Origin of the sequence: Geomonas anaerohicana (genome assembly GCF_016458305.1) — a bacterium.
In the GTDB taxonomy this organism is placed as follows: domain Bacteria; phylum Desulfobacterota; class Desulfuromonadia; order Geobacterales; family Geobacteraceae; genus Geomonas; species Geomonas anaerohicana.
Genome location: NZ_JAEMHL010000001.1, coordinates 220,555 through 238,617, shown reverse-complemented (window position 1 = coordinate 238,617; position 18,063 = coordinate 220,555). Strand labels below are relative to the sequence as shown.

The window sequence follows — 18,063 nt, the reverse complement described above, 5'->3', positions numbered from 1 at the left end:
GCCGATGCACCCGCCGTCACCGTGCCCTGCCGACCGGCACCGCCCCGGGCGAACGTTGCACGTTGAACCTCCGTTACGGTTTAAACACGACTTCCAGCTTCTCCAGCCGCGCCTCTTTGAGGGCGTCGGCGGGGACGCCGAGGATGGCACTGGCAAACTCGAGCAGCTTGCCGCGCCCCGCCACCAACTCCAGCGCCCGCCCCTCGACCTTCAGCTCGACCAGCTCGTGACGCAGGTCGAACTCGGTCGCTTTCCCCTTCTTCTCACGCTTGACCGGCGACGACTCGAGGGCAAGGAAGGCTGCCGCCTTCGCTTCCAGGTCGACCGCCAATTCCTCGGGGAGTGTCACGCGGTAGCGCACCTTGTCCATGATCACCGACAGCGCCGGTGCGCGCAGCGGGATCTCGTCGGCCTCCAACACCTTTACCCCCTCCGGGAGGGTCGCGTTCAGCGCTTCCTGCAACTGGGCTGCCGTATATCCGGCATCAACCTCGAAATCCATGTACTCCGCGTACGACTCGATGCCGACGGAGAGCGCGGTGGCGAAGGAGAACTTCGGGTGGGGATGGAATCCCTGAGAGAAGCGGATCGGGATGCCGGAGCGCCCCACCGCCCTGGTGAACAGGGTCAGCATCTCCAGGTGGCTCAGGAAACGCATCCGGCCGACCTTCTCGAAACGGATCCGGATCCTCTGCGCGTCTTCGGTCGGCTCCGGGACCATGGCCTGGCTGGCGTAGGTGCCGAAGGGCACCGGCTCGTTGAGCCGCAGCTTTATCTCCTTGAAGTCGCAGACCCCGCAGCCGGTGCAGCGATCGAAGCGGCAGTCAGGAGTGGCGGCGCCGACGAGCGATGCCTCGCGCTCCTTGATCAGGAAGGACTTGGTCACGCCGCAGTCGATGTGATCCCAGGGCAGCACCTCATCCAGCTCGCGGCGCCTGAGGTAGAAGGTGGGATCGATGCCGCAGTTCTCAAAGGCCTGCGCCCATTTCAGGCGGTCGAAGTGCTCCCACCAGCCGTCGAAACGGCAGCCAAGGCGATGCGCCTCGATGAGGAGCTTGGCAAGCCTGCGGTCACCGCGGGCGAAGACACCCTCCATGCCGGAGAGAGAGGCATCCTGCCACTTCATGATCAGCTTCTTTTTCTTGAGGGCGTCGCGCAGGTAGCGCTGCTTTTCCACGATCTCGGCTTCGCTGATCTGCGGCTCCCACTGGAACGGGGTGTGCGGCTTGGGCACGAAACTCGACACGGAGACGTTGACGTCGCCACCGTTACCGGCAAATTTTCCCTGCCGCTTCACCTCGCGGGACAGTTCCACGATCCCGTCCACATCCTCCATGGTCTCCGTCGGCAGGCCGATCATGAAGTAGAGCTTGATGAGGCGCCAGCCGTTGCGGTAGACCGAGCCGGCGTTCTCGAGGAGCGCTGTCTCGGTGATTCCCTTGTTGATCACGCTCCGGAGCCGCTCGCTCCCCGCTTCGGGGGCCAGCGTAAAGCCGGTCTTGCGCACCCGGCGGATCTCCTCCGCCATCTCGTCGCTGAGACTTCCGACCCGCATCGAGGGGAGCGACACCGCCTTTTTCTGGGCCGAGTAACGGTCCATGAGCCCTTTGAGCAGGGGCGTCAGGCAACCGTAGTCACCGGTGGAGAGGGAGAGAAGCGAAATCTCGTCGTACCCGGTGTTGTGCAGCGCCTCTTCCATGATTTCAAAGACACGCTCGGGGCTGCGCTCGCGCACAGGCCGATAAATATATCCTGCCTGGCAGAACCTGCAACCCCGCGTGCAGCCACGGGAAATCTCCACGCTGACCCGGTCGTGCACCGTCTTCAGGAACGGGACGATAGGAGAGGTCGGGTAGTAGGCGGTCTCCAGGTCGGCGACGAAGCGCCTGCGCACGCTCTGATACCACTCCTTCCTGGGAGTGATGGCAGCGACCCTGCCGTCCTCGTGATAGATCACCTCGAACAGGGAGGGGACGTAGACCCCCTCGATGCGGGCCAGGCGCTCCAGCAGTTCCGCCTTGGCAATGCCCTGCTCTTTCGCGGTCCGCACGCAGTCGGCCAGTTCGATCACCGCTTCCTCGCCGTCGCCGATCAGGAAGGCGTCGAAGAAGTCGGCCAGCGGTTCCGGATTGTAGGCGCAGGGGCCGCCGGCGATGACCAGCGGATATCCCTCGGGCCGGTCACAGGCGAGCAGCGGTATGCCGGAGAGATCCAGCATGTTCAGGATGTTGGTGTAGGAAAGCTCGTACTGCAGGGTGAAACCGAGGATGTCGGCCTGGGCCAGGGGCGTTCCCGCCTCCAGCGTGACCAGGGGCTTGCCCTCGGCGCGCAGCGACTCCTCGAGGTCGGGCCACGGCGCATAGGCGCGTTCGGGCATGACCCACGGCACTCCTTTCAGGACGCCGTACAGTACCTGCAGCCCGAGATGACTCATCCCTATCTCATATACGTCAGGGAAGGCGAGCACAAAGCGGAGCGCTCCTTCCCGGTCGGCAACTGTTCCCATCTCCCCGCCCATGTAGCGGGCGGGTTTTTCCACTGACAAAAGTATGTTATTGCTCAAAAATCCCCCAGATAGCCCGGCTCAGCCGTGACCGGCCATAATAACAAAATATTCCAAGCGCTGGCAAGCAATATACCCTTCATAGCGGCATCCCCTCTCACAAACTTTACCCCATTTGCGGTACACATTGGAGCATATGCGGCGGCATTATCATGAGACGCCCGGACGCTCCCGGGGGCGCGGCACGGTTTTTCAAGTGTTTACACTTATAATGAGAGATTGGCACGCAACCTGCTCTATGTGAGATACCAACCCATTTTGTACAAGGAGATTTACCATGAAAAAAGTTCTGTCCTCCGTAGTTGCTGCTCTCGTTGCTGTTGCTTTCGCTGGTGTTGTTTTCGCTGCTGACGCTGCTCCGGCTGCTGCTCCGGCTGCAGAGGCTAAGAAAGAAGAGAAAGCTCCGGCTAAGAAAGCTGCTCCGAAGAAGAAAAAAGCTGCTAAGAAAGCCGCTGCTAAGAAAGAAGAGAAGAAAGAAGCTGCTCCGGCCGCTCCGGCTGCTCCGGCTGCAAAGTAATTTCCCCTTAACGGGTAATTGCGAAAGGCCGCATCTCACGATGCGGCCTTTTTTTATTGCCTTATTTGCGATGCGACTACGGTAAGTCCCCCTCCCCCGCAACACCCTCACCCCTGCCCCTCTCCCGGAGGGCGAGGGGAAACTGCCATCCCGCCCTCGCCTTGGTGACGAAAGCATAAAAAAAGATCCAAGGGTTCCGGCTGCGGAACGTGCCTTGGATCTTTTTTGCGTTTCAGGGAAGCGGTGCCCGGTTCGTCTACTCCTTTTGCCAGGCGTAGGCCGGATCGAGAAGCGGGTCGTAGAAACCGGGGTACGCCAGGAAGAAGGTGGCTGTCTCACCGACGCCCGATGCCGTGCGTACCAGTGTCATGCCTATTCCTTTGAGGGGACCGACGGTGACACACTTGGCCGCCCCTTCTTCCTTGCAGGTGATGTAAATCTGCTTCGGGAGTTCCAACCACCCGGTCGCGATGTTGGCAACACCCCGAACCAGCTTGTTGGCCATGCCGTCCACCACCTCTTGCGGCGAGGCGGTATCGATGGTCTGCATATCGGCGGCACGCCCTTTTTCTGCCGTCAGCACCAGGGCCAGCGCCAGTATGGCCAGAACTACAAACCTCTTCTGCATCATCTACTCTCCCTTGACCGGAACTGGTTGTGCCTCGCTCTGTCCTCTCGGTTCGACCCTTTTTTCCTCCCACCCCTGCCAGACGTATTCCGGGGTAATCATAGGATCGTAGTAGCCGGGCTGGGGCACCGCGAAGAACACGGTCTCGGTCAGGCCGGTCAGCAGGCGGTAGAAGGCCATGCCCATGCCTTTGAGGGGGCCGACCACGTAGCCGATGCCGCCGCGGTCCCGCACCATCAGGTAGGACTGTTTGGGCACCTCGACCACCGAGGTCACCGTGTTGGTCACGCCGCGAACCAGCTTGAACGCCATCTTCTCAGCTATTGCCTCTGGTTGCTGACCTTCCAAAGCAAACGAAGAGGTGGCAAAAACCATGAGCAGCAACAGAGATAACAAGGCCGCCTTGATACGCATGTCGACTCCTTTTTGAGCTACATGTCGGTAAATGCTATGTTCTTGTAGCATAGATGGCTTTCATTGGCAAGACAGCACTACCTCTGTCATTGTAGAGAACAGTAACAAAAAAAGGCGCGGTTGGAAAAACCGCGCCTTTTCTTCATTCAGTGTCAGGTGTGGATAATTACTTCTTGCCGTGCTTCTTGGCGAGATATTCGGCGACGCCGCTGGCGGAAGCCTTCATCGACTCCTCGCCTTCCTGCCAGTTGGCCGGGCATACTTCACCGCCGTGGGTCTCGACAAACTGGAGCGCGTCCAGCATCCTGAGAGCTTCGCCGACGCTGCGGCCCAGCGGCAGGTCGTTGATCACGGCGTGGCGAATAACGCCCTTGGTATCGATAAGGAAGAGCCCGCGCAACGCGACCGACTCGTTCAGAAGGATGCCGTAGCTCCTGGCGATGGACTTGTCGAGGTCCTCGACCAGCGGGTACTGAACGTTGCCGATGCCGCCGTTTTCTACCGTGGTGTTCTTCCAGGCCAGGTGAGTGAACCTGGAGTCTACCGAAACACCGATCACTTCGCAGTTTTTCTCTTTGAATTCCGCCACCCTCTTGTCGAAGGCAAGGATCTCGGAGGGGCAAACGAAGGTGAAGTCGAGCGGGTAGAAAAAGAGGACGACGTACTTGCCGCGATATTTGGACAGAGTGAGCTCTGCGAAGGAGTTATCGGGCAGTACCGCCTGTGCCGTAAAATCGGGTGCTTCCTTAGTTACCAAGGTAGTAAGACTCATAGGTTCTGTTCTCCTTTCGGCTGATTGGGATTCTAATGGGAGCAACTGTACCAGCGGTCCAATCCCCTGTCAATCAAAAAAGATAAAAAGCGTCCTATTTGTCCTTTAAGCCTTTTGGAAGGTCCGACTTCCTCCTGCGCAGCGCCTGTTAGCGCTCCACTATTTCTCCGCGAATACTGATAGTTACCTCACGGAACGGGATCTCCATGCCGGAGGCTGCCAGGGCCTGGCGCGCCGCCATTACGATGCCGCCGCAGCAGGGGACTTCCATTCTGAGGACGGTAATGCCCTTGATGCCGGAGACGCGGAACAGCTCGGTCAGCTTGGCCAGGTAGGCATTGTTATCGTCCAGCTTGGGGCAGCCGACCACTACTGCCTTGCCGGCCAGGAAGTCCTGGTGGTAGTTGGCGTAGGCGAAGGGAACGCAGTCCGCAGTGATGAGCAGCTCAGCATCCTTGAAGTACGGTGCCGTTACCGGGACCAGGTGCAGCTGTACCGGCCACTGCGCCAGTTGGCTCTGGATCGCTCCCGCCGGGGCTGCCGGAGCGGACGGAGCCGGTGCGAAGCTCTGAACGCGGGAGCCGGGGCAGCCCCCGCCGTGCCCATGCCCATGCCCATGCCCATGCCCATGCCCATGCCCATGCCCATGCCCATGCCCATGCCCATGCCCGTGGCCGTGACCGTGTGCAGCCGGCGCAGCACCGTGAGCGCTCAGATGCTTTTCGACAGCGACCTCGTCAAACTCTTCCGCCTCGCGCTCGATGATGGTGATGGCGTCCTGGGGGCACTCGCCCAGGCAGGCGCCCAAGCCGTCGCACAGGTTGTCCGCAGCGATCTGCGCCTTGCCGTCAACGATCTTGATGGCGCCTTCCGCGCAAGAGGGAACGCAAAGTCCGCAGCCGTCGCACTTGTCCTGGTCTATGTGCACAATCTTTCTGATCATCAAAAACCTCCTAAAATCCGTTCTAAGTTCTACGTTCTATGTTCTAAGTTAAAGTCAAAACCGTTGACCGCCGCTGAATAGGTAACCTCTACCGTCCGGTTCTAACGTTGAACGTAGAACCTAGAACGTAGAACGTTTTCTAAAAAAAGTAGTGCCAGAGCAGATCGAGGCGGCCGCGCAGGATGAGGTGCTTGCCAGAATAGGCCATGATCTCGCGGACCTTGGCACGCTGCACCTTGCCGTAGCAGTGTACGCGACAATGCTTGCAGGTCGGCTTGGGATCGAGCGGGCATTTTTCACGCTTCAGCTTGGCATAAGCCAACAGTTCGGAGCACTCCTCACAAAGCACGCCTTTGGGGCTTTTGTGCTTGCTCCGGCAATAGCAGCCGATGAAGGTTTCCAGAATCCGAATGTCTTTTTCCTGTTTCGCTTGCTTTTCCATGCTCGCCACCATAGCAGAAGAAATCCACATAAGTCATGACGAAAGTCAATAAAATCAACTCGGCACCCTTTGCCTTTGTGGCGGTTTTATGCTACTTTCCCGCGAATGAACACTAACATGGAAAAAGTCATCATCCCGCGCGGGGAACATTCCATCTCCCGCTCGCTGCTCAGCCCCAACGGCGTAAAGGTGCTCTACAAGCTCAGGGAGCACGGCTTCATCGCCTACCTGGTAGGCGGCGGCGTCAGGGACCTGCTCCTGGGCCGCGAGCCCAAGGATTTCGACGTCGTCACCGACGCCACGCCCAATCAGCTGAAGAAGCTGTTCCGCAACTGCCGCCTGATCGGGCGCCGCTTCCGCCTCGCCCACATCCACTTCCACGACGAGATTATAGAAGTCGCCACCTTCCGCTCCACCGTCGACGCCGCTGAGGCCGCCCAAGAAGCGGAGGCCGTCCCAGAAGAAATGACCGAGGCATTGCCCGAAGAGCCAGCCGAGGCCCCATCCGAGGCAGAACAGCTCGCAGATGACCGCGACCGGAGACGCCGCCGGCACCACCACGGCCCGCCCATCCTGAAGAGCGAGGACGGCATGGTGCTCAGGGACAACGTCTTCGGCACTCCCGAAGAGGACGCGGTACGTCGCGACTTCACCGTCAACGCCCTGTTCTATAACATTGCCGATTTCTCCATCATCGACCACGTCGGTGGGATGGAGGATTTGCGAAACGGCCTGATCCGCACCATCGGCGACCCCATGGTCCGCTTCACCGAAGACCCGGTGCGCATGATCCGCGCCATCCGGTTCGCTTCCATGCTCGGCTTCAACATCGAAGCGCGTACCGAGGCCGCCATCGAGGCCCTGTGCGGCACCATCAACAAGGCAACTCCACCGCGCCTCTACGAGGAGGTGCTGAAGCTGCTCCTCATGGGCGCCGGTGAACGCACCTACCAGATGATGCGCCACAGCGGGCTGTTCGAGCCGCTCTTCCCCCACTTCGACGCCTGGCTGTCCCGCGAGTCGGACTGCTATCCCCACGCCCGCGTCGGCAAGGCGCTGGAATGGGCCGACGACCAGATCGGACAGGGAATACCGGTCACCCCTCCGCTGTTGATTGCGTTGATGTTCGGGGAGTACCTGGAGGAGAAGGTGGCCCAGTTCCGCGACGAGGGGCTTCCCCCGCAGCAGGCGACCGATGCCGCGGTGGCCGCTTTCGCCGGTGAACTCGCTCCGACCGTCTCGGTACCGAACCGGGTGCTGGTGGCGGTACGTGACATCCTCAACATGCAGCATCGCTTCCAGAAGACTCCGGGGCGAAACGGCCGCGGCGTGGTGGCGCGGCTCGCCTTCCGCGACGCGTTGCAGTACCTGCGTTTCATGGAACAGCTCACCCCGCCCAAGCGGTCGCTGGCCGACTGGTGGGAGCGTTTCGCCGCGCAGCAGGCGGAGGGAGTGGAGTCCGCGCCCCTACCGAAAGGCGAGGCGGCGGCCGCCGAGGGTCCCAAGAAAAAACGGCGTCGGAAAAGACGGCGCAGAAAGCCTGGGGGAGCGCCGGAATAAGGCCGTCCCCCTCCCCAACCCTCCCCCTCCGGGGGCGGGAGCAGAAAAAGCCCCTCATCCGTAACACCGGAACGAGGGGCTTTTTGCTTTTTCCGCCGCAGCCGTCCACAATCCCCTCTCCCTCCGGGAGAGGGCCAGGGTGAGGGGACTTCCTTGCGAGCACCGCCCTCACCCGCCCTTCGGGAACCGGGATTGTTCGCTGGCCACGTTGCCTACCGTCAACTGCCTTTCGTAATTTCAGCTACTTCCAGCCTCTTGATCTTGTCGCGCAGCTCCGCCGCCCGCTCGAACTCCTGGGCCTTGGCCGCGGCCAGCATCTCCTTCTTCAGCCGCTTCAGCGTCTTCTCCAGGTCTTTCGGGTTGAGGAAATCCTCCCCCTTCACCGGGACCGTGACATAGTCCTTCTCCTCGGGTGCCTGCAACACGTTGGCGATCAGCCTCTTGACACTCTCGGGCGTGATGCCGTGTTCCACGTTGTACGCCTGCTGCAGCTCACGGCGCCTGATGGTTTCGTCGATGGCGTCCTTCATCGATCCAGTTATCTTGTCAGCGTACATCAGCACCCGGCCGGACACGTTCCTCGCCGCACGGCCGCAGGTCTGGATCAGCGAGCGGGTGGAGCGCAGGAAGCCTTCCTTGTCGGCGTCGAGGATGGCGACCAGCGAAACCTCGGGGAGGTCCAGACCCTCGCGCAGCAGGTTGATGCCTACCAGCACGTCGAATTCTCCCAACCGCAGGTCACGCAGGATCTCCATGCGCTGGAAGGTGTCGATGTCGGAGTGCAGGTAGCGCACCCGGATGCCGAGCTCGCGGTAGTAGTCGGTAAGCTCCTCCGCCATCCTCTTGGTGAGGGTGGTCACCAGGACGCGCTCGTCCCTCTCGGCGGTGAGACGCACCTCGTGCAGCAGGTCGTCCACCTGCCCCGCCGCGGGGCGCACCTCGATGATTGGATCGATGAGCCCGGTGGGCCGGATCAGCTGTTCGACCACGACGCCCCCCGACATCTTCAGCTCGTACTCTGCGGGGGTCGCGGAAACGTAGATGGCCTGGTTCAGTTTCCTGCTGAACTCCTGGAAGGTGAGCGGCCGGTTGTCCAGGGCCGAGGGGAGCCGGAAACCGAAGTTGACCAGGGTTTCCTTGCGGCTGCGGTCGCCGCGGTACATCCCCCCCACCTGCGACACGGTGATGTGGGACTCGTCCACCACCAGCAGGAAGTCGTCGGGGAAGTAGTCGATCAGGGTGTAGGGAGGCTCCCCCGCCCGGCGGCCGTCGAAATGCCGGGAGTAGTTCTCGATCCCCTGGCAAAAGCCCATCTGCTCCATCATCTCGATGTCGAAGAAGGTGCGCTGCTCGATGCGCTGCGCCTCCAGGAGCATGTTCTGCTCCTTGAAGTAGCGGATGCGCTCCTCGAGCTCGAGCCGGATCTGCTCCACGGCCCGCTCCAGGGTCTGGCGGCTCGCCACGTAGTGCGACGCCGGGTAGATGGCGAAGCGGGGCAGTTTCTGCAACTGCACGCCGCGCAGGGGATCGATCTCGGAGATGGCCTCCACGGTATCGCCCCAGAACTCGATCCTGATCGCCCGTTCGTCGTCGTGCGCCGGGAACACCTCGACCGTGTCGCCGCGCACCCGGAAGCTGCCGCGGTGGAAGTCCACGTCGTTTCTTTCGTACTGGATCTCCACCAGGCGCTTCAAAAGCTCGTCGCGACCGAGGTCGTCCCCCTCGCGCACCCGGATCTGCATCTCTTGGTACGATTCGGGCGAACCGATGCCGTAAATGCAGGAAACCGAGGCGACGATGATCACGTCGCGCCGGGTCAACAGGCTCCTTGTTGCGGCATGGCGGAACTTGTCGATCTCGTCGTTGATCGAGGAGTCTTTCTCGATGAAGGTGTCCGAGGAGGGGATGTAGGCTTCGGGCTGGTAGTAGTCGTAGTAGGAAACGAAGTACTCGACGGCGTTGTTGGGGAAGAGTTCCTTGAACTCGCCGTAGAGCTGGGCCGCCAGGGTCTTGTTGGGGGCGAGCACCAGGGCGGGGCGGTTGCACTTGGCGATCACCTGCGCCATGGTGAAGGTCTTGCCGGAGCCGGTGACCCCGAGCAGGACCTGGTGCTGGTCGCCGCGCAGCACCCCTTCGGAAAGCTCTTCGATGGCGCGAGGCTGATCGCCCCGCGCCTGGAAACCAGTAACCAGTTCGAATTTGTCCATGCGCAGGATATTAACAGGATGAGGTGCGCCTTGGCAACAGGGGTGTCAGGCCGCGGCGCAGGTCCGGTGCGGCGGGAGCTGGTTCACGCTCAGCCAGTAGTTCATCACCTGCTTCATGTTTTCGCAGAACTGGTTGTAGTCCACGGGCTTTCGGATGTAGCTGTTGGCGCCCAGACGGTAGCTATCCAGGATGTCCTGCTCCTCGGTGGAGGAGGTGAACACGATCACGGGGATGGAGCGGGTCTTCGCCTCCTCCCTCATGCGGCGCAGCACCTCCAGCCCGTTGACCTTGGGGAGCTTCAGGTCGAGCAACACCAGGAGCGGTGTCGGTGTCGCCTCTGCCCCGTTACGCCCGGTGCCGAACAGGTGGTCCAGCGCCTCGGCGCCATCGCGCGCCACCACGATGCCATACGGCATGTGCTTGCGTATCGCCCTAAGGGTCAGAGCCTCGTCATCAGGATTGTCCTCGACCAGCAGGATCATCTTGTTCATCTGAGTCCTCCTTGTTAGAGAGATAGGGAGAGAAAGTTAACAAATTTCCAACGTGTTTACAATAATTTTTTAATAATTTTACTCTTAGGCCGGCTTTAATCGGAACTGTTGATTTTTTCGACGCCCCTGTGCGATACTGCAGCATCTTACGCAACTCAGCAAAGGGAGGTCACATGTTTGGATTCGGCATGCCGGAGCTCATTATTATCCTGGTGATCGTGCTCGTCGTGTTCGGTGCCGGCCGGCTCCCGGAGATCGGCGGCGCGCTCGGCAAGAGCATCAGGAACTTCAAGAAGGCTTCCAGCGGCAAGGATGAAATTGAGATTAAAGCCGGCCGCCCCGATGACGATAAGAAAGGGAGCTAGCTCCAGCTAATTAGTTTTGCGTCTCGTCGTTTCCGAGGTCCCCGCTGCAGCTTGCGGGGACCTTTTGTTTTTTGTGCGGCATAACGGCAGGTCAGGCAGTCACGGCGGAAGGATCATGAGAAAACATCACAAAGACGCCTCAGCCCCGCATGGCGCCGGGCAGATCGTCGAGTTGCTGGTCGCCACCGGCGTCATCAGTCAACAGCAGCTCCTCTACGCCCAACGTGTGCATGGCAAGCTGCAGTCCTCCAAGACGCTGATCGACGTGCTCCAGGAACTGGAGTACATCCGGCGCGAGGACGTGGTGCGGACCTTGCGCGAAAACAGCCTCTCCATCCGGATCGGCGACCTGCTGGTCGAGCTCGGCTACCTGAAGCAGAGCGAGCTGCTCACCGCGCTCAACCTGCAGAAGGAAGGGGGAACCCCGCGCAAGATGCTCGGCGACATCATCGTCGAGAAGGGATTCATCGAGGAGCGCAGGCTGACCGAGGTGCTCTCCTTCCAGCTCGGCTTCCCCATGGCGGAGCTGGAGTTCCGCAAGCTGGACCGCAAGCTGTTCGCCAAGGCCCCCTTCGAGGTGTTCCGGGACGAACTCTTCGTCCCGTACGCCGTCGACGACGAGGGGGCCACGCTGGTCGCCTTCGCCAATCCCCTCGAAAAGTACTCGCGCCTCTCCGCGGAGAAGATCTTCGGCAGGAACGTGAAGCCGGCCATCGCCACCCGTATCGCCATCCTCTCCGCCATCGCGGCCGCCCAGAAGACCGCCGGCGACGATGCCGCGGTGCCCGACGAGAGCACCGTGGTGGGGATGATCAACAAGCTCTTTGACGACGCCATGACCATGGGTGCCAGCGATATCCACATCGAGCCGCTCCGCGACCGGCTGCGCATACGGCTGCGCCACGACGGCGTCATGATGCCGCACATGGAACTGTCGCTCGACCTCGCGCCGCAGCTCTCCTCGCGCATCAAGGTGATGGCGCAGGCCGACATCGCCGAGAAAAGGCGCCACCAGGACGGGCGCATCATCTACGAGAGCCGGCTGCACGGCTTCAACCTCGACATGCGCGTCTCCTTCTACATCACCATCTTCGGAGAGAAGATCGTGCTGCGCCTTCTGAACAAGAAGGAGGCCATCCTCGAGGTTTCACAGATCGGCATGGCCCCGCGCATGCTCAAGCAGTTCATGGAGGACGCCCTGGAAACGCCGTCCGGGGTCATGATCATCACCGGCCCGACCGGTAGCGGCAAGACCTCGACCCTGTACGGCTGCGTCAGCCACCTGAACAACATCAACACCAGCATCATCACCGCCGAGGACCCCGTGGAGTACGTCATCGAGGGGGTGGCCCAGTGCTCCATCAACCAGAAGATCGGCGTGACCTTCGACGAGACCCTGCGCCACATGGTGCGCCAGGATCCGGACGTGATCGTGCTGGGCGAGATCCGGGACAATTTCTCGGCAGAGACCGCCATCCAGGCAGCGCTCACCGGCCACAAGGTGCTCACCACTTTCCACACCGAAGACAGCATCGGCGGTCTTTTGCGCCTGATGAACATGCAGATCGAGTCGTTCCTGATCTCTTCCACGGTAGTCTGCGTGGTCGCCCAACGCCTGCTGCGCCTGGTCTGCAACGACTGCGCGGAGCCCTACATCCCCGCACCGGCTGAGTACGGCCGTATGGGGATGTCCGCCAAGGACTTGGCCGGGGCCACCTTCCGGGCCGGTCGGGGCTGCACCAACTGCCGCTTCACCGGGTTCAAGGGGAGAAGCGCCGTTTTCGAACTCCTGGTCCTGAACGAGCCCGTGAAGGAGGCGATCCTGCAAAACAGGTCCTCAGCCGAGATCCGCAGGCTGAGCATGGACACCTCGGGTCTGGTGACCCTATTCGAGGACGGCCTGGTGAAGGCAGCCAACGGGCTGATTTCCCTCCAGGAGGTGCTGCGCGACCTCCCCCGGATCGGGTCGCCCCGGCCGCTCATGGAACTGCGGCGCCTCCTGGGCTATTGAGGGAAACAGCGATGCACACGGCAAGGAGAGCAGCTGATATGAACCAGCAAGCCTCAATAGTTGAGGTCATCAAGGCACGGCTCGCGGAGGGACGCCTCAGCATCCCGGTCTTCCACGCGGTAGCCGTCAGGCTGCAGCAGGCTTTGGCCCGTCCTGATTTCGACATCAAGGAGGTGCACCAGCTGTTGAACGCCGACCCCGGCATTGCCACCGGCGTCCTCAGGGCTGCCAACTCCGCTTTCTACGCCGGCCTCACCAAGGTCAGCACCATCCGGGAGGCGATCATCAGGCTGGGGGCCAACGAGGTGGCCAACCTGGCCATGGCAACGACGCAACAGGACCTGTACCGCTCCAACGACACGCGCTACAATGCCGTGATGCAGACGCTCTGGAAACATTCCTTTTGTTGTGCGGTCGGCAGTAAGTGGTTGGCGCAAAAGGTGGGATTCGCGGCGCAGGCCCAGGAGGCCTTTCTCGGCGGGCTGCTGCACGACTTGGGCAAACTGTTCCTGCTGAAGTGTATGGAGGAGGTGTGCCGCGAGCAGCACTTTAACGCGGTGACCAGCCAGGCGGTGTTAAGGGAGGTGCTTTCGACGCTGCACGTGGAGCAGGGATACCAGCTCATGGTGCAGTGGCAGATGCCGCAGATCTACTGCGACATCGTGGCCGGGCACCAGCTGGAGCGCTGGGACCAGGGCAACGTGCTTTTGGCCATGGTGCGGTTGGCGAACCTGGCCTGCCGCAAGTTGGGCATCGGGATGAACCGCGACCCGTCGGTCCTGCTCTTCGCGTCGGGCGAGGCACAGGTGCTGGGTCTCAAGGAGACCGCCCTGGCAGAACTGGAGATCGTCATCGAGGACGCGCTCGCTGTCCCCATTTCAGGCCAATAAGTATCCTGAAGCGGCGCAGTGTTAGTGCAGCCACCGCTTGAGCAGCTCCGGGTTGAGCGGTTTGGGCAGAACGGCGAGCACGCCCAGACTCCTGCACTGTTCTATGTCCTTGGGATCTTCCGAGGAGGAGAGTGCGAACACCTTGAGCGCCTTGGTGCGATCATCGCTGCGCAGCCGCTGCAGCACCCCGACCCCGTCGATCTTGGGCAGCTTCATATCCAGCAGTACGAAATTGGGTTCATGGTGCTCGCCCCAGGTATTCCCTTCTCCCAGGAGCATCCCCAACGCTTCAGCCCCGTCGCGCGCAACCGCCACCTTGTCGTAGCCCGCTTTCTTCAGGGCCCGCAAGGCGAGTTCTTCGCAATTGCTGTTATCTTCGACCAGCAAAATCTCAGCTTCTTGCATAGCGCCTCCCACTACTGCGGTTCAGGGTCCTTTTTACTGTCAAACCGGGGCCGTCATTCGACGGTGCCACCGTCATTAAAATTAAAGCGCATTTAACATTAATTTTTATATTTACACAAGCACTTTCCGCTATAGCTCCGTTTCCATCTCCTCTGGCAGTCCCAAATCTCTGCTTACCGGTCGGCACTCAAAGGTAGCTATTTCACCGACAACGCCCAGCTCACAGCGCTTATAACATGGCCCCTTTGAGAGCAAGGGCTTGGGCTATGACAGTGTCACAACCCCCTCTGAGCTAGGGATAATTTTATATCATACATTAACATATACACAAGTAGGAAATTTCGAAAGTCAAACAAAAAAAGGCGCCGCGACAGCGAGTTCATACTGGCGCGGCGCCCTTGTTATCTGCCGTGGTCGATGCTATCCCTCAACCGGTGCTCCCCGTGAGGGTTTCCGCCCCTCCCGCTTGCTTCTTTGGAAGGCCAGGGCTATTTCGTGCTGCTGTTCCTTGCCCAAGGCTTTGCGGGCCAGCTTGAAGACCTCTTTCTCCTCTTCCTGCATGTGGTGTTCGACGATCTCGCTGAGGACCTGGAGCTTGGCCATCCAGCGCTCGTCATCCACCGCCAGCGACTGGAAGGTCCCCAGCAGGGTCTTGGCCACCTGGTGCTCCTCGAACGCCTGCAGCACCTTGTCGCGCATCTCTTCGTTCTGCTCCAGGACGCTGTAGAAGAATCGCTCCTCCCCTTCCATGTGCAGTTCGAGTTCTTCCTCCAACTGGGAGAAAAGCTTCTGCAGTGACGCGATATCCTTCTTGCCCGCCTTCTCCGCCTTGTCGAAAAGATAGCGTGCCTTTTCGTGGTCCTGTTTCAGCACGTCGAAGATGGTCATCTCCGCCCGGCTGTGCGATTCGCTCGGTTTCTGGCTGGTAGGCATCTGGTTTCTCCTTTAGGGCGCCGCGATGTCCGGCGCCGATACATGTAGGGGCGAACTTGCGTTCGCCCCTGCGTTGCAACTACCCGTTTTTCACAGTGCTCCTAGGCCATCCCCCTCGGCTTTGGCTTGTCGGAACTGGCGAAGTCCGCCTTGGACTCGCCCTCGGACCCGATGTCGGTGGCGCCGGTCTGCTTCAGGACCTCGATGGCGCGCTTTTTCCAGTCCGCGTTGTCGCAGTGCACCGAAAGGAGGATGCCCCCTTCCTTGACGCGGCCTTCATAGCGCTTGGCCTCGTACTCGGGGATGCCCATGCCGATGAGCGCCCCGGCGATGCCGCCGATCACCCCGCCTGCGCCCACGCCTGCCAGCGCCGCGACGATCGGGCCTGCTGCGATGAAAGGACCGACACCCGGGATTGCCAGAGCGCCGATGCCGGAGAGCCACCCGAGGGCCCCGCCGATGACCGCACCGGTACCCGCACCCGCGGTCGAGCCTTCCGGTACCTTGGTGTGTTTCTCGTGGGCGAAGTCCTTGGTGCCGACGTTCTCGGAGAACAGGACCGAGATGTCGGTGTTACGGAAGTCCGCCGCGCGCAGCGAGTCGACTGCCTGTTCAACGCTGTCGCGGCTGCGGTAGATGCCGAAAACTGCCGTGTTCTTTGCCATGTCAGGCCTCCTTTTTCTGGTACTGCCGGATTGCGGTGCCCGCTTACTTCTTCTTCGGAGGCTCAGGCACCTTGGCTCCCTTCTCGCGCGCCTCCGAAAGACCGATGGCTACGGCCTGCTTGCGGTCGGTGACCTTTTTGCCGCTGCCACCGCTCTTCAGTTCTCCCTTTTTGAACATGTCCATCACCTCGCGCACCGTCTCCTGCGCCTTCTTCCCGTACTTGGCCATCACGCTTCCTCCCCGTCCCGCTACGCTGCTAGATGCGTCCCAGGAGTACCAGGATCAGCAGGATGAGCAGGACCAGTCCCAAGCCGCCGCTTGGGTAGTAACCCCACCCGGCACTGTAGGGCCAGGTAGGTAGTGAACCGATGAGCAGCAAGATCACGATGATAAGCAGAATCAACCTCATGGCTTCCTCCTTTTCCCCTGGAAATCTGCTGCGTTTGCGTCACTTGTGTTTCCCCAGCGCGTCGACGTTCCGCTCGAAGGTGGGGAGGATCGCCTTGAAGAAGGCATTTTTGATCAGTTCCACCACGACCTGCCAGGTGCTGGTCTTCGGGTTTTGCAGCGGGCCCGAGATGTCGGCCTTGGTGGCCACCTGTTCATGGGGCCTGTTTTCAAGCAGCTTCGCTATCCCCCCCACCAGCATCTCGTACACCTTGTGGAAGAACCCCTTGTTCTTGTCCTGGCGCCGGTCGTAGACCTTCATGTCCTTGAAGAAGGGCTTGATGTAACCGTTCACCCTGTTGTTCTTGACGTGCAGTTCCGTCACCAGCGAGAACGTGCCGGCGGTGACGTCGAAGTTGCCGTAGGTGCGCAGGAGGTCGTTCAATGACGCAAGTTGGGTGTTGTCGATCTTGAGGTAGAGATCGAGGTCGGGCCCCTTGTCCTCGGGGCGGAAGGTCGCGGTGGCCTGGGTGGCGCCGCTCCCCATGAATTTGCCGGAGAGCCTCGCCTTGGCAGGCCCCTTGGAGAACTGGTTGGAGAAGTTGTCCAGGTAGAGGTTTGCGTCCGACAGGAACAGGCGGACTTTTTTGCCCCCGTAGCTGTTGATGAAACCGACGTTGGACTCGGTCAGGCTGAAGTGCTCGATGGTGAGGATGAGGTCGGGCTTGTTGCTGACCTCCTTGGCCGCCTTCTTGACCTTCTGGGCCCTCCTGGATTCTGCGCGGGCGGTCTCCGGTGTGTGGATGTAGTCCAGCTTGACGCCGTTGATGCTCAGCTTTTTAAACCGTGCCGTCTGCACCTTGCGGCCGTACTCCACGTTGCCGCTCGCGCTCAGGACGCCACCCTCGATCCTGACGTTGGTGCGGGCCGCCATCGGCGCGAAGTAGGCGATGGGGACCTTGGCCAGTTCGATGGCGGCCTTCACCGCGGGCGTCGGTTCCGCCAGGAAGTTTGCCCTTCCTTCCACGGTGCCATGCCCGCTGCCGAAGATGTCGGTCTCCAGGCGGAACTCGGAGGGGTACACCTTGTCGGGCAGATGTATGTTGCGGATGTTGTCGGCGGACAGGCTCAGGTTGCTGAGTTTCAACGGCCGCTTGGGGTCCTCATCGATATAGGTGAGGCTGCCGTCGCTGATCTTCAGGAGATTGATCTTCAGGGGATAGATTGCTTCGAACGCCTGTTGCCACCCCTTTTGTTTCATGGGGACCTTGCTGGCCGCCTCGGCTTTGAGCTGCAGCAGGTTGACGTGGACCTTGGGGCCGTTCAGCGTCATATCCCCGACCAGCTTGCCGGACAGGATCTCTCGCCATTGCACGCTGGCCCTGAGGTAAGGGAGCTCCGCCACCGGCGGCTGGGGATGTGCCTCCTGGGAAATGGTCAACCCTTTCAATGTGATGGAAAGGCCGATCAGGCTGAAGTGCAGCTTGGGGAGCCGTACCTTGTACCCCTTGAGGCTCTGGTTCATGCGCCGTTCCGTGGTGCGTCGCAACGGTTCGTCGATGAAGAAGCTGGCGATGAAGACGATCAGCACCAGGGAGACGACGATCCCCACGATCCAGAGCAGGACCTTCGGTACTGCCGGCATACGACGGGTGCCCTGCGGCACCGGCTCGTTCGGTTCAACCATAACGATCTCCGGGGGTTACGGTAGTCGCCAGATGCTATGATGAAAACACGCTAATAAATGTATGCGGTGCGTCTACTTTGTCAATCGCGGCAGGCGCTTTAACCCCTGTCGCCACCGCAAAAATCAGTACGGCGGTGGTCGCCTTTGACCGGCCCACTCCCATGAATGTGAATGGGCGTGC

19 protein-coding genes are annotated in these 18,063 nt (G+C 60.8%); 5 read left to right on the top strand and 14 right to left on the bottom strand.

Annotated features, from left to right (window positions below):
* Positions 1-73: 73 nt before the first annotated feature.
* Positions 74-2,563, bottom strand: coding sequence for a TIGR03960 family B12-binding radical SAM protein (locus tag JFN91_RS01050; RefSeq protein ID WP_199387370.1), 2,490 nt, complete (start codon positions 2,561-2,563; stop codon positions 74-76).
* A 277-nt stretch (positions 2,564-2,840) separates the two neighbouring features.
* On the opposite strand from JFN91_RS01050, the gene JFN91_RS01045 reads away from it, so the two are divergent.
* On the top strand, positions 2,841-3,080 hold the full coding sequence (locus JFN91_RS01045; protein ID WP_199387369.1) for a hypothetical protein: 240 nt from the start codon (positions 2,841-2,843) through the stop codon (positions 3,078-3,080).
* Between the two features lie 256 nt (positions 3,081-3,336).
* On the opposite strand, the gene JFN91_RS01040 is transcribed toward JFN91_RS01045, so the two are convergent.
* From JFN91_RS01040 to JFN91_RS01020, 5 genes are all read right to left on the bottom strand, one after another.
* Positions 3,337-3,708, bottom strand: coding sequence for an exosortase system-associated protein, TIGR04073 family (locus JFN91_RS01040; RefSeq protein ID WP_199387792.1), 372 nt, complete (start codon positions 3,706-3,708; stop codon positions 3,337-3,339).
* Between the two features lie 3 nt (positions 3,709-3,711).
* Positions 3,712-4,122: an exosortase system-associated protein, TIGR04073 family gene (locus JFN91_RS01035; protein WP_199387368.1), complete on the bottom strand. Its 411-nt coding sequence runs from the start codon at positions 4,120-4,122 to the stop codon at positions 3,712-3,714.
* A 166-nt stretch (positions 4,123-4,288) separates the two neighbouring features.
* Positions 4,289-4,894, bottom strand: coding sequence for a peroxiredoxin (locus tag JFN91_RS01030; protein WP_199387367.1), 606 nt, complete (start codon positions 4,892-4,894; stop codon positions 4,289-4,291).
* A 148-nt stretch (positions 4,895-5,042) separates the two neighbouring features.
* On the bottom strand, positions 5,043-5,837 hold the full coding sequence (locus tag JFN91_RS01025) for an ATP-binding protein (protein ID WP_199387366.1): 795 nt from the start codon (positions 5,835-5,837) through the stop codon (positions 5,043-5,045).
* 139 nt (positions 5,838-5,976) lie between these two features.
* Complete coding sequence (locus tag JFN91_RS01020; RefSeq protein WP_236014862.1) at positions 5,977-6,279, bottom strand: nitrous oxide-stimulated promoter family protein; 303 nt, start codon at positions 6,277-6,279, stop codon at positions 5,977-5,979.
* A gap of 105 nt (positions 6,280-6,384) precedes the next feature.
* Here JFN91_RS01020 and JFN91_RS01015 point away from each other — a divergent pair, with 105 nt between their 5' ends.
* Positions 6,385-7,839 (top strand): poly(A) polymerase, encoded by a 1,455-nt coding sequence (locus JFN91_RS01015; protein WP_199387364.1) that lies wholly within the window; start codon positions 6,385-6,387, stop codon positions 7,837-7,839.
* 218 nt (positions 7,840-8,057) lie between these two features.
* Here the strand turns inward: JFN91_RS01015 and uvrB are convergent, their stop codons facing one another.
* Positions 8,058-10,046 carry an excinuclease ABC subunit UvrB gene (gene uvrB / locus JFN91_RS01010; RefSeq protein WP_199387363.1) on the bottom strand — a complete coding sequence of 663 codons (1,989 nt, stop codon included), beginning with the start codon at positions 10,044-10,046 and terminating at the stop codon, positions 8,058-8,060.
* Positions 10,047-10,091: 45 nt separating this feature from the next.
* Complete coding sequence (locus JFN91_RS01005; protein WP_199387362.1) at positions 10,092-10,538, bottom strand: response regulator; 447 nt, start codon at positions 10,536-10,538, stop codon at positions 10,092-10,094.
* 173 nt (positions 10,539-10,711) lie between these two features.
* On the opposite strand from JFN91_RS01005, the gene JFN91_RS01000 reads away from it, so the two are divergent.
* The 3 genes from JFN91_RS01000 to JFN91_RS00990 all read left to right on the top strand — a co-directional run bounded on the left by JFN91_RS01000 (position 10,712) and on the right by JFN91_RS00990 (position 13,804).
* Positions 10,712-10,903 (top strand): twin-arginine translocase TatA/TatE family subunit, encoded by a 192-nt coding sequence (locus JFN91_RS01000; protein WP_015718486.1) that lies wholly within the window; start codon positions 10,712-10,714, stop codon positions 10,901-10,903.
* A 115-nt stretch (positions 10,904-11,018) separates the two neighbouring features.
* Positions 11,019-12,914, top strand: a complete 1,896-nt coding sequence (locus JFN91_RS00995) for a GspE/PulE family protein (protein ID WP_199387361.1) — start codon at positions 11,019-11,021, stop codon at positions 12,912-12,914.
* A 38-nt stretch (positions 12,915-12,952) separates the two neighbouring features.
* A complete protein-coding gene (locus JFN91_RS00990) occupies positions 12,953-13,804 on the top strand; it encodes an HDOD domain-containing protein (RefSeq protein ID WP_199387360.1) in 852 nt (283 codons plus the stop codon).
* Between the two features lie 21 nt (positions 13,805-13,825).
* Here the strand turns inward: JFN91_RS00990 and JFN91_RS00985 are convergent, their stop codons facing one another.
* From JFN91_RS00985 to JFN91_RS00960, 6 genes are all read right to left on the bottom strand, one after another.
* The gene (locus JFN91_RS00985; protein ID WP_199387359.1) at positions 13,826-14,209 is read right to left on the bottom strand and encodes a response regulator; all 384 of its coding nucleotides are present in this window, start codon (positions 14,207-14,209) and stop codon (positions 13,826-13,828) included.
* 420 nt (positions 14,210-14,629) lie between these two features.
* On the bottom strand, positions 14,630-15,142 hold the full coding sequence (locus tag JFN91_RS00980; RefSeq protein WP_199387358.1) for a hemerythrin domain-containing protein: 513 nt from the start codon (positions 15,140-15,142) through the stop codon (positions 14,630-14,632).
* A 101-nt stretch (positions 15,143-15,243) separates the two neighbouring features.
* Positions 15,244-15,807: a quinol:electron acceptor oxidoreductase subunit ActD gene (locus tag JFN91_RS00975; RefSeq protein ID WP_199387357.1), complete on the bottom strand. Its 564-nt coding sequence runs from the start codon at positions 15,805-15,807 to the stop codon at positions 15,244-15,246.
* 43 nt (positions 15,808-15,850) lie between these two features.
* Positions 15,851-16,036 carry a DUF6496 domain-containing protein gene (locus tag JFN91_RS00970; protein WP_199387356.1) on the bottom strand — a complete coding sequence of 62 codons (186 nt, stop codon included), beginning with the start codon at positions 16,034-16,036 and terminating at the stop codon, positions 15,851-15,853.
* A gap of 28 nt (positions 16,037-16,064) precedes the next feature.
* On the bottom strand, positions 16,065-16,217 hold the full coding sequence (locus JFN91_RS00965; protein ID WP_183344385.1) for a DUF3309 family protein: 153 nt from the start codon (positions 16,215-16,217) through the stop codon (positions 16,065-16,067).
* Between the two features lie 39 nt (positions 16,218-16,256).
* The gene (locus JFN91_RS00960) at positions 16,257-17,882 is read right to left on the bottom strand and encodes an AsmA family protein (RefSeq protein WP_199387355.1); all 1,626 of its coding nucleotides are present in this window, start codon (positions 17,880-17,882) and stop codon (positions 16,257-16,259) included.
* Positions 17,883-18,063: the final 181 nt, after the last annotated feature.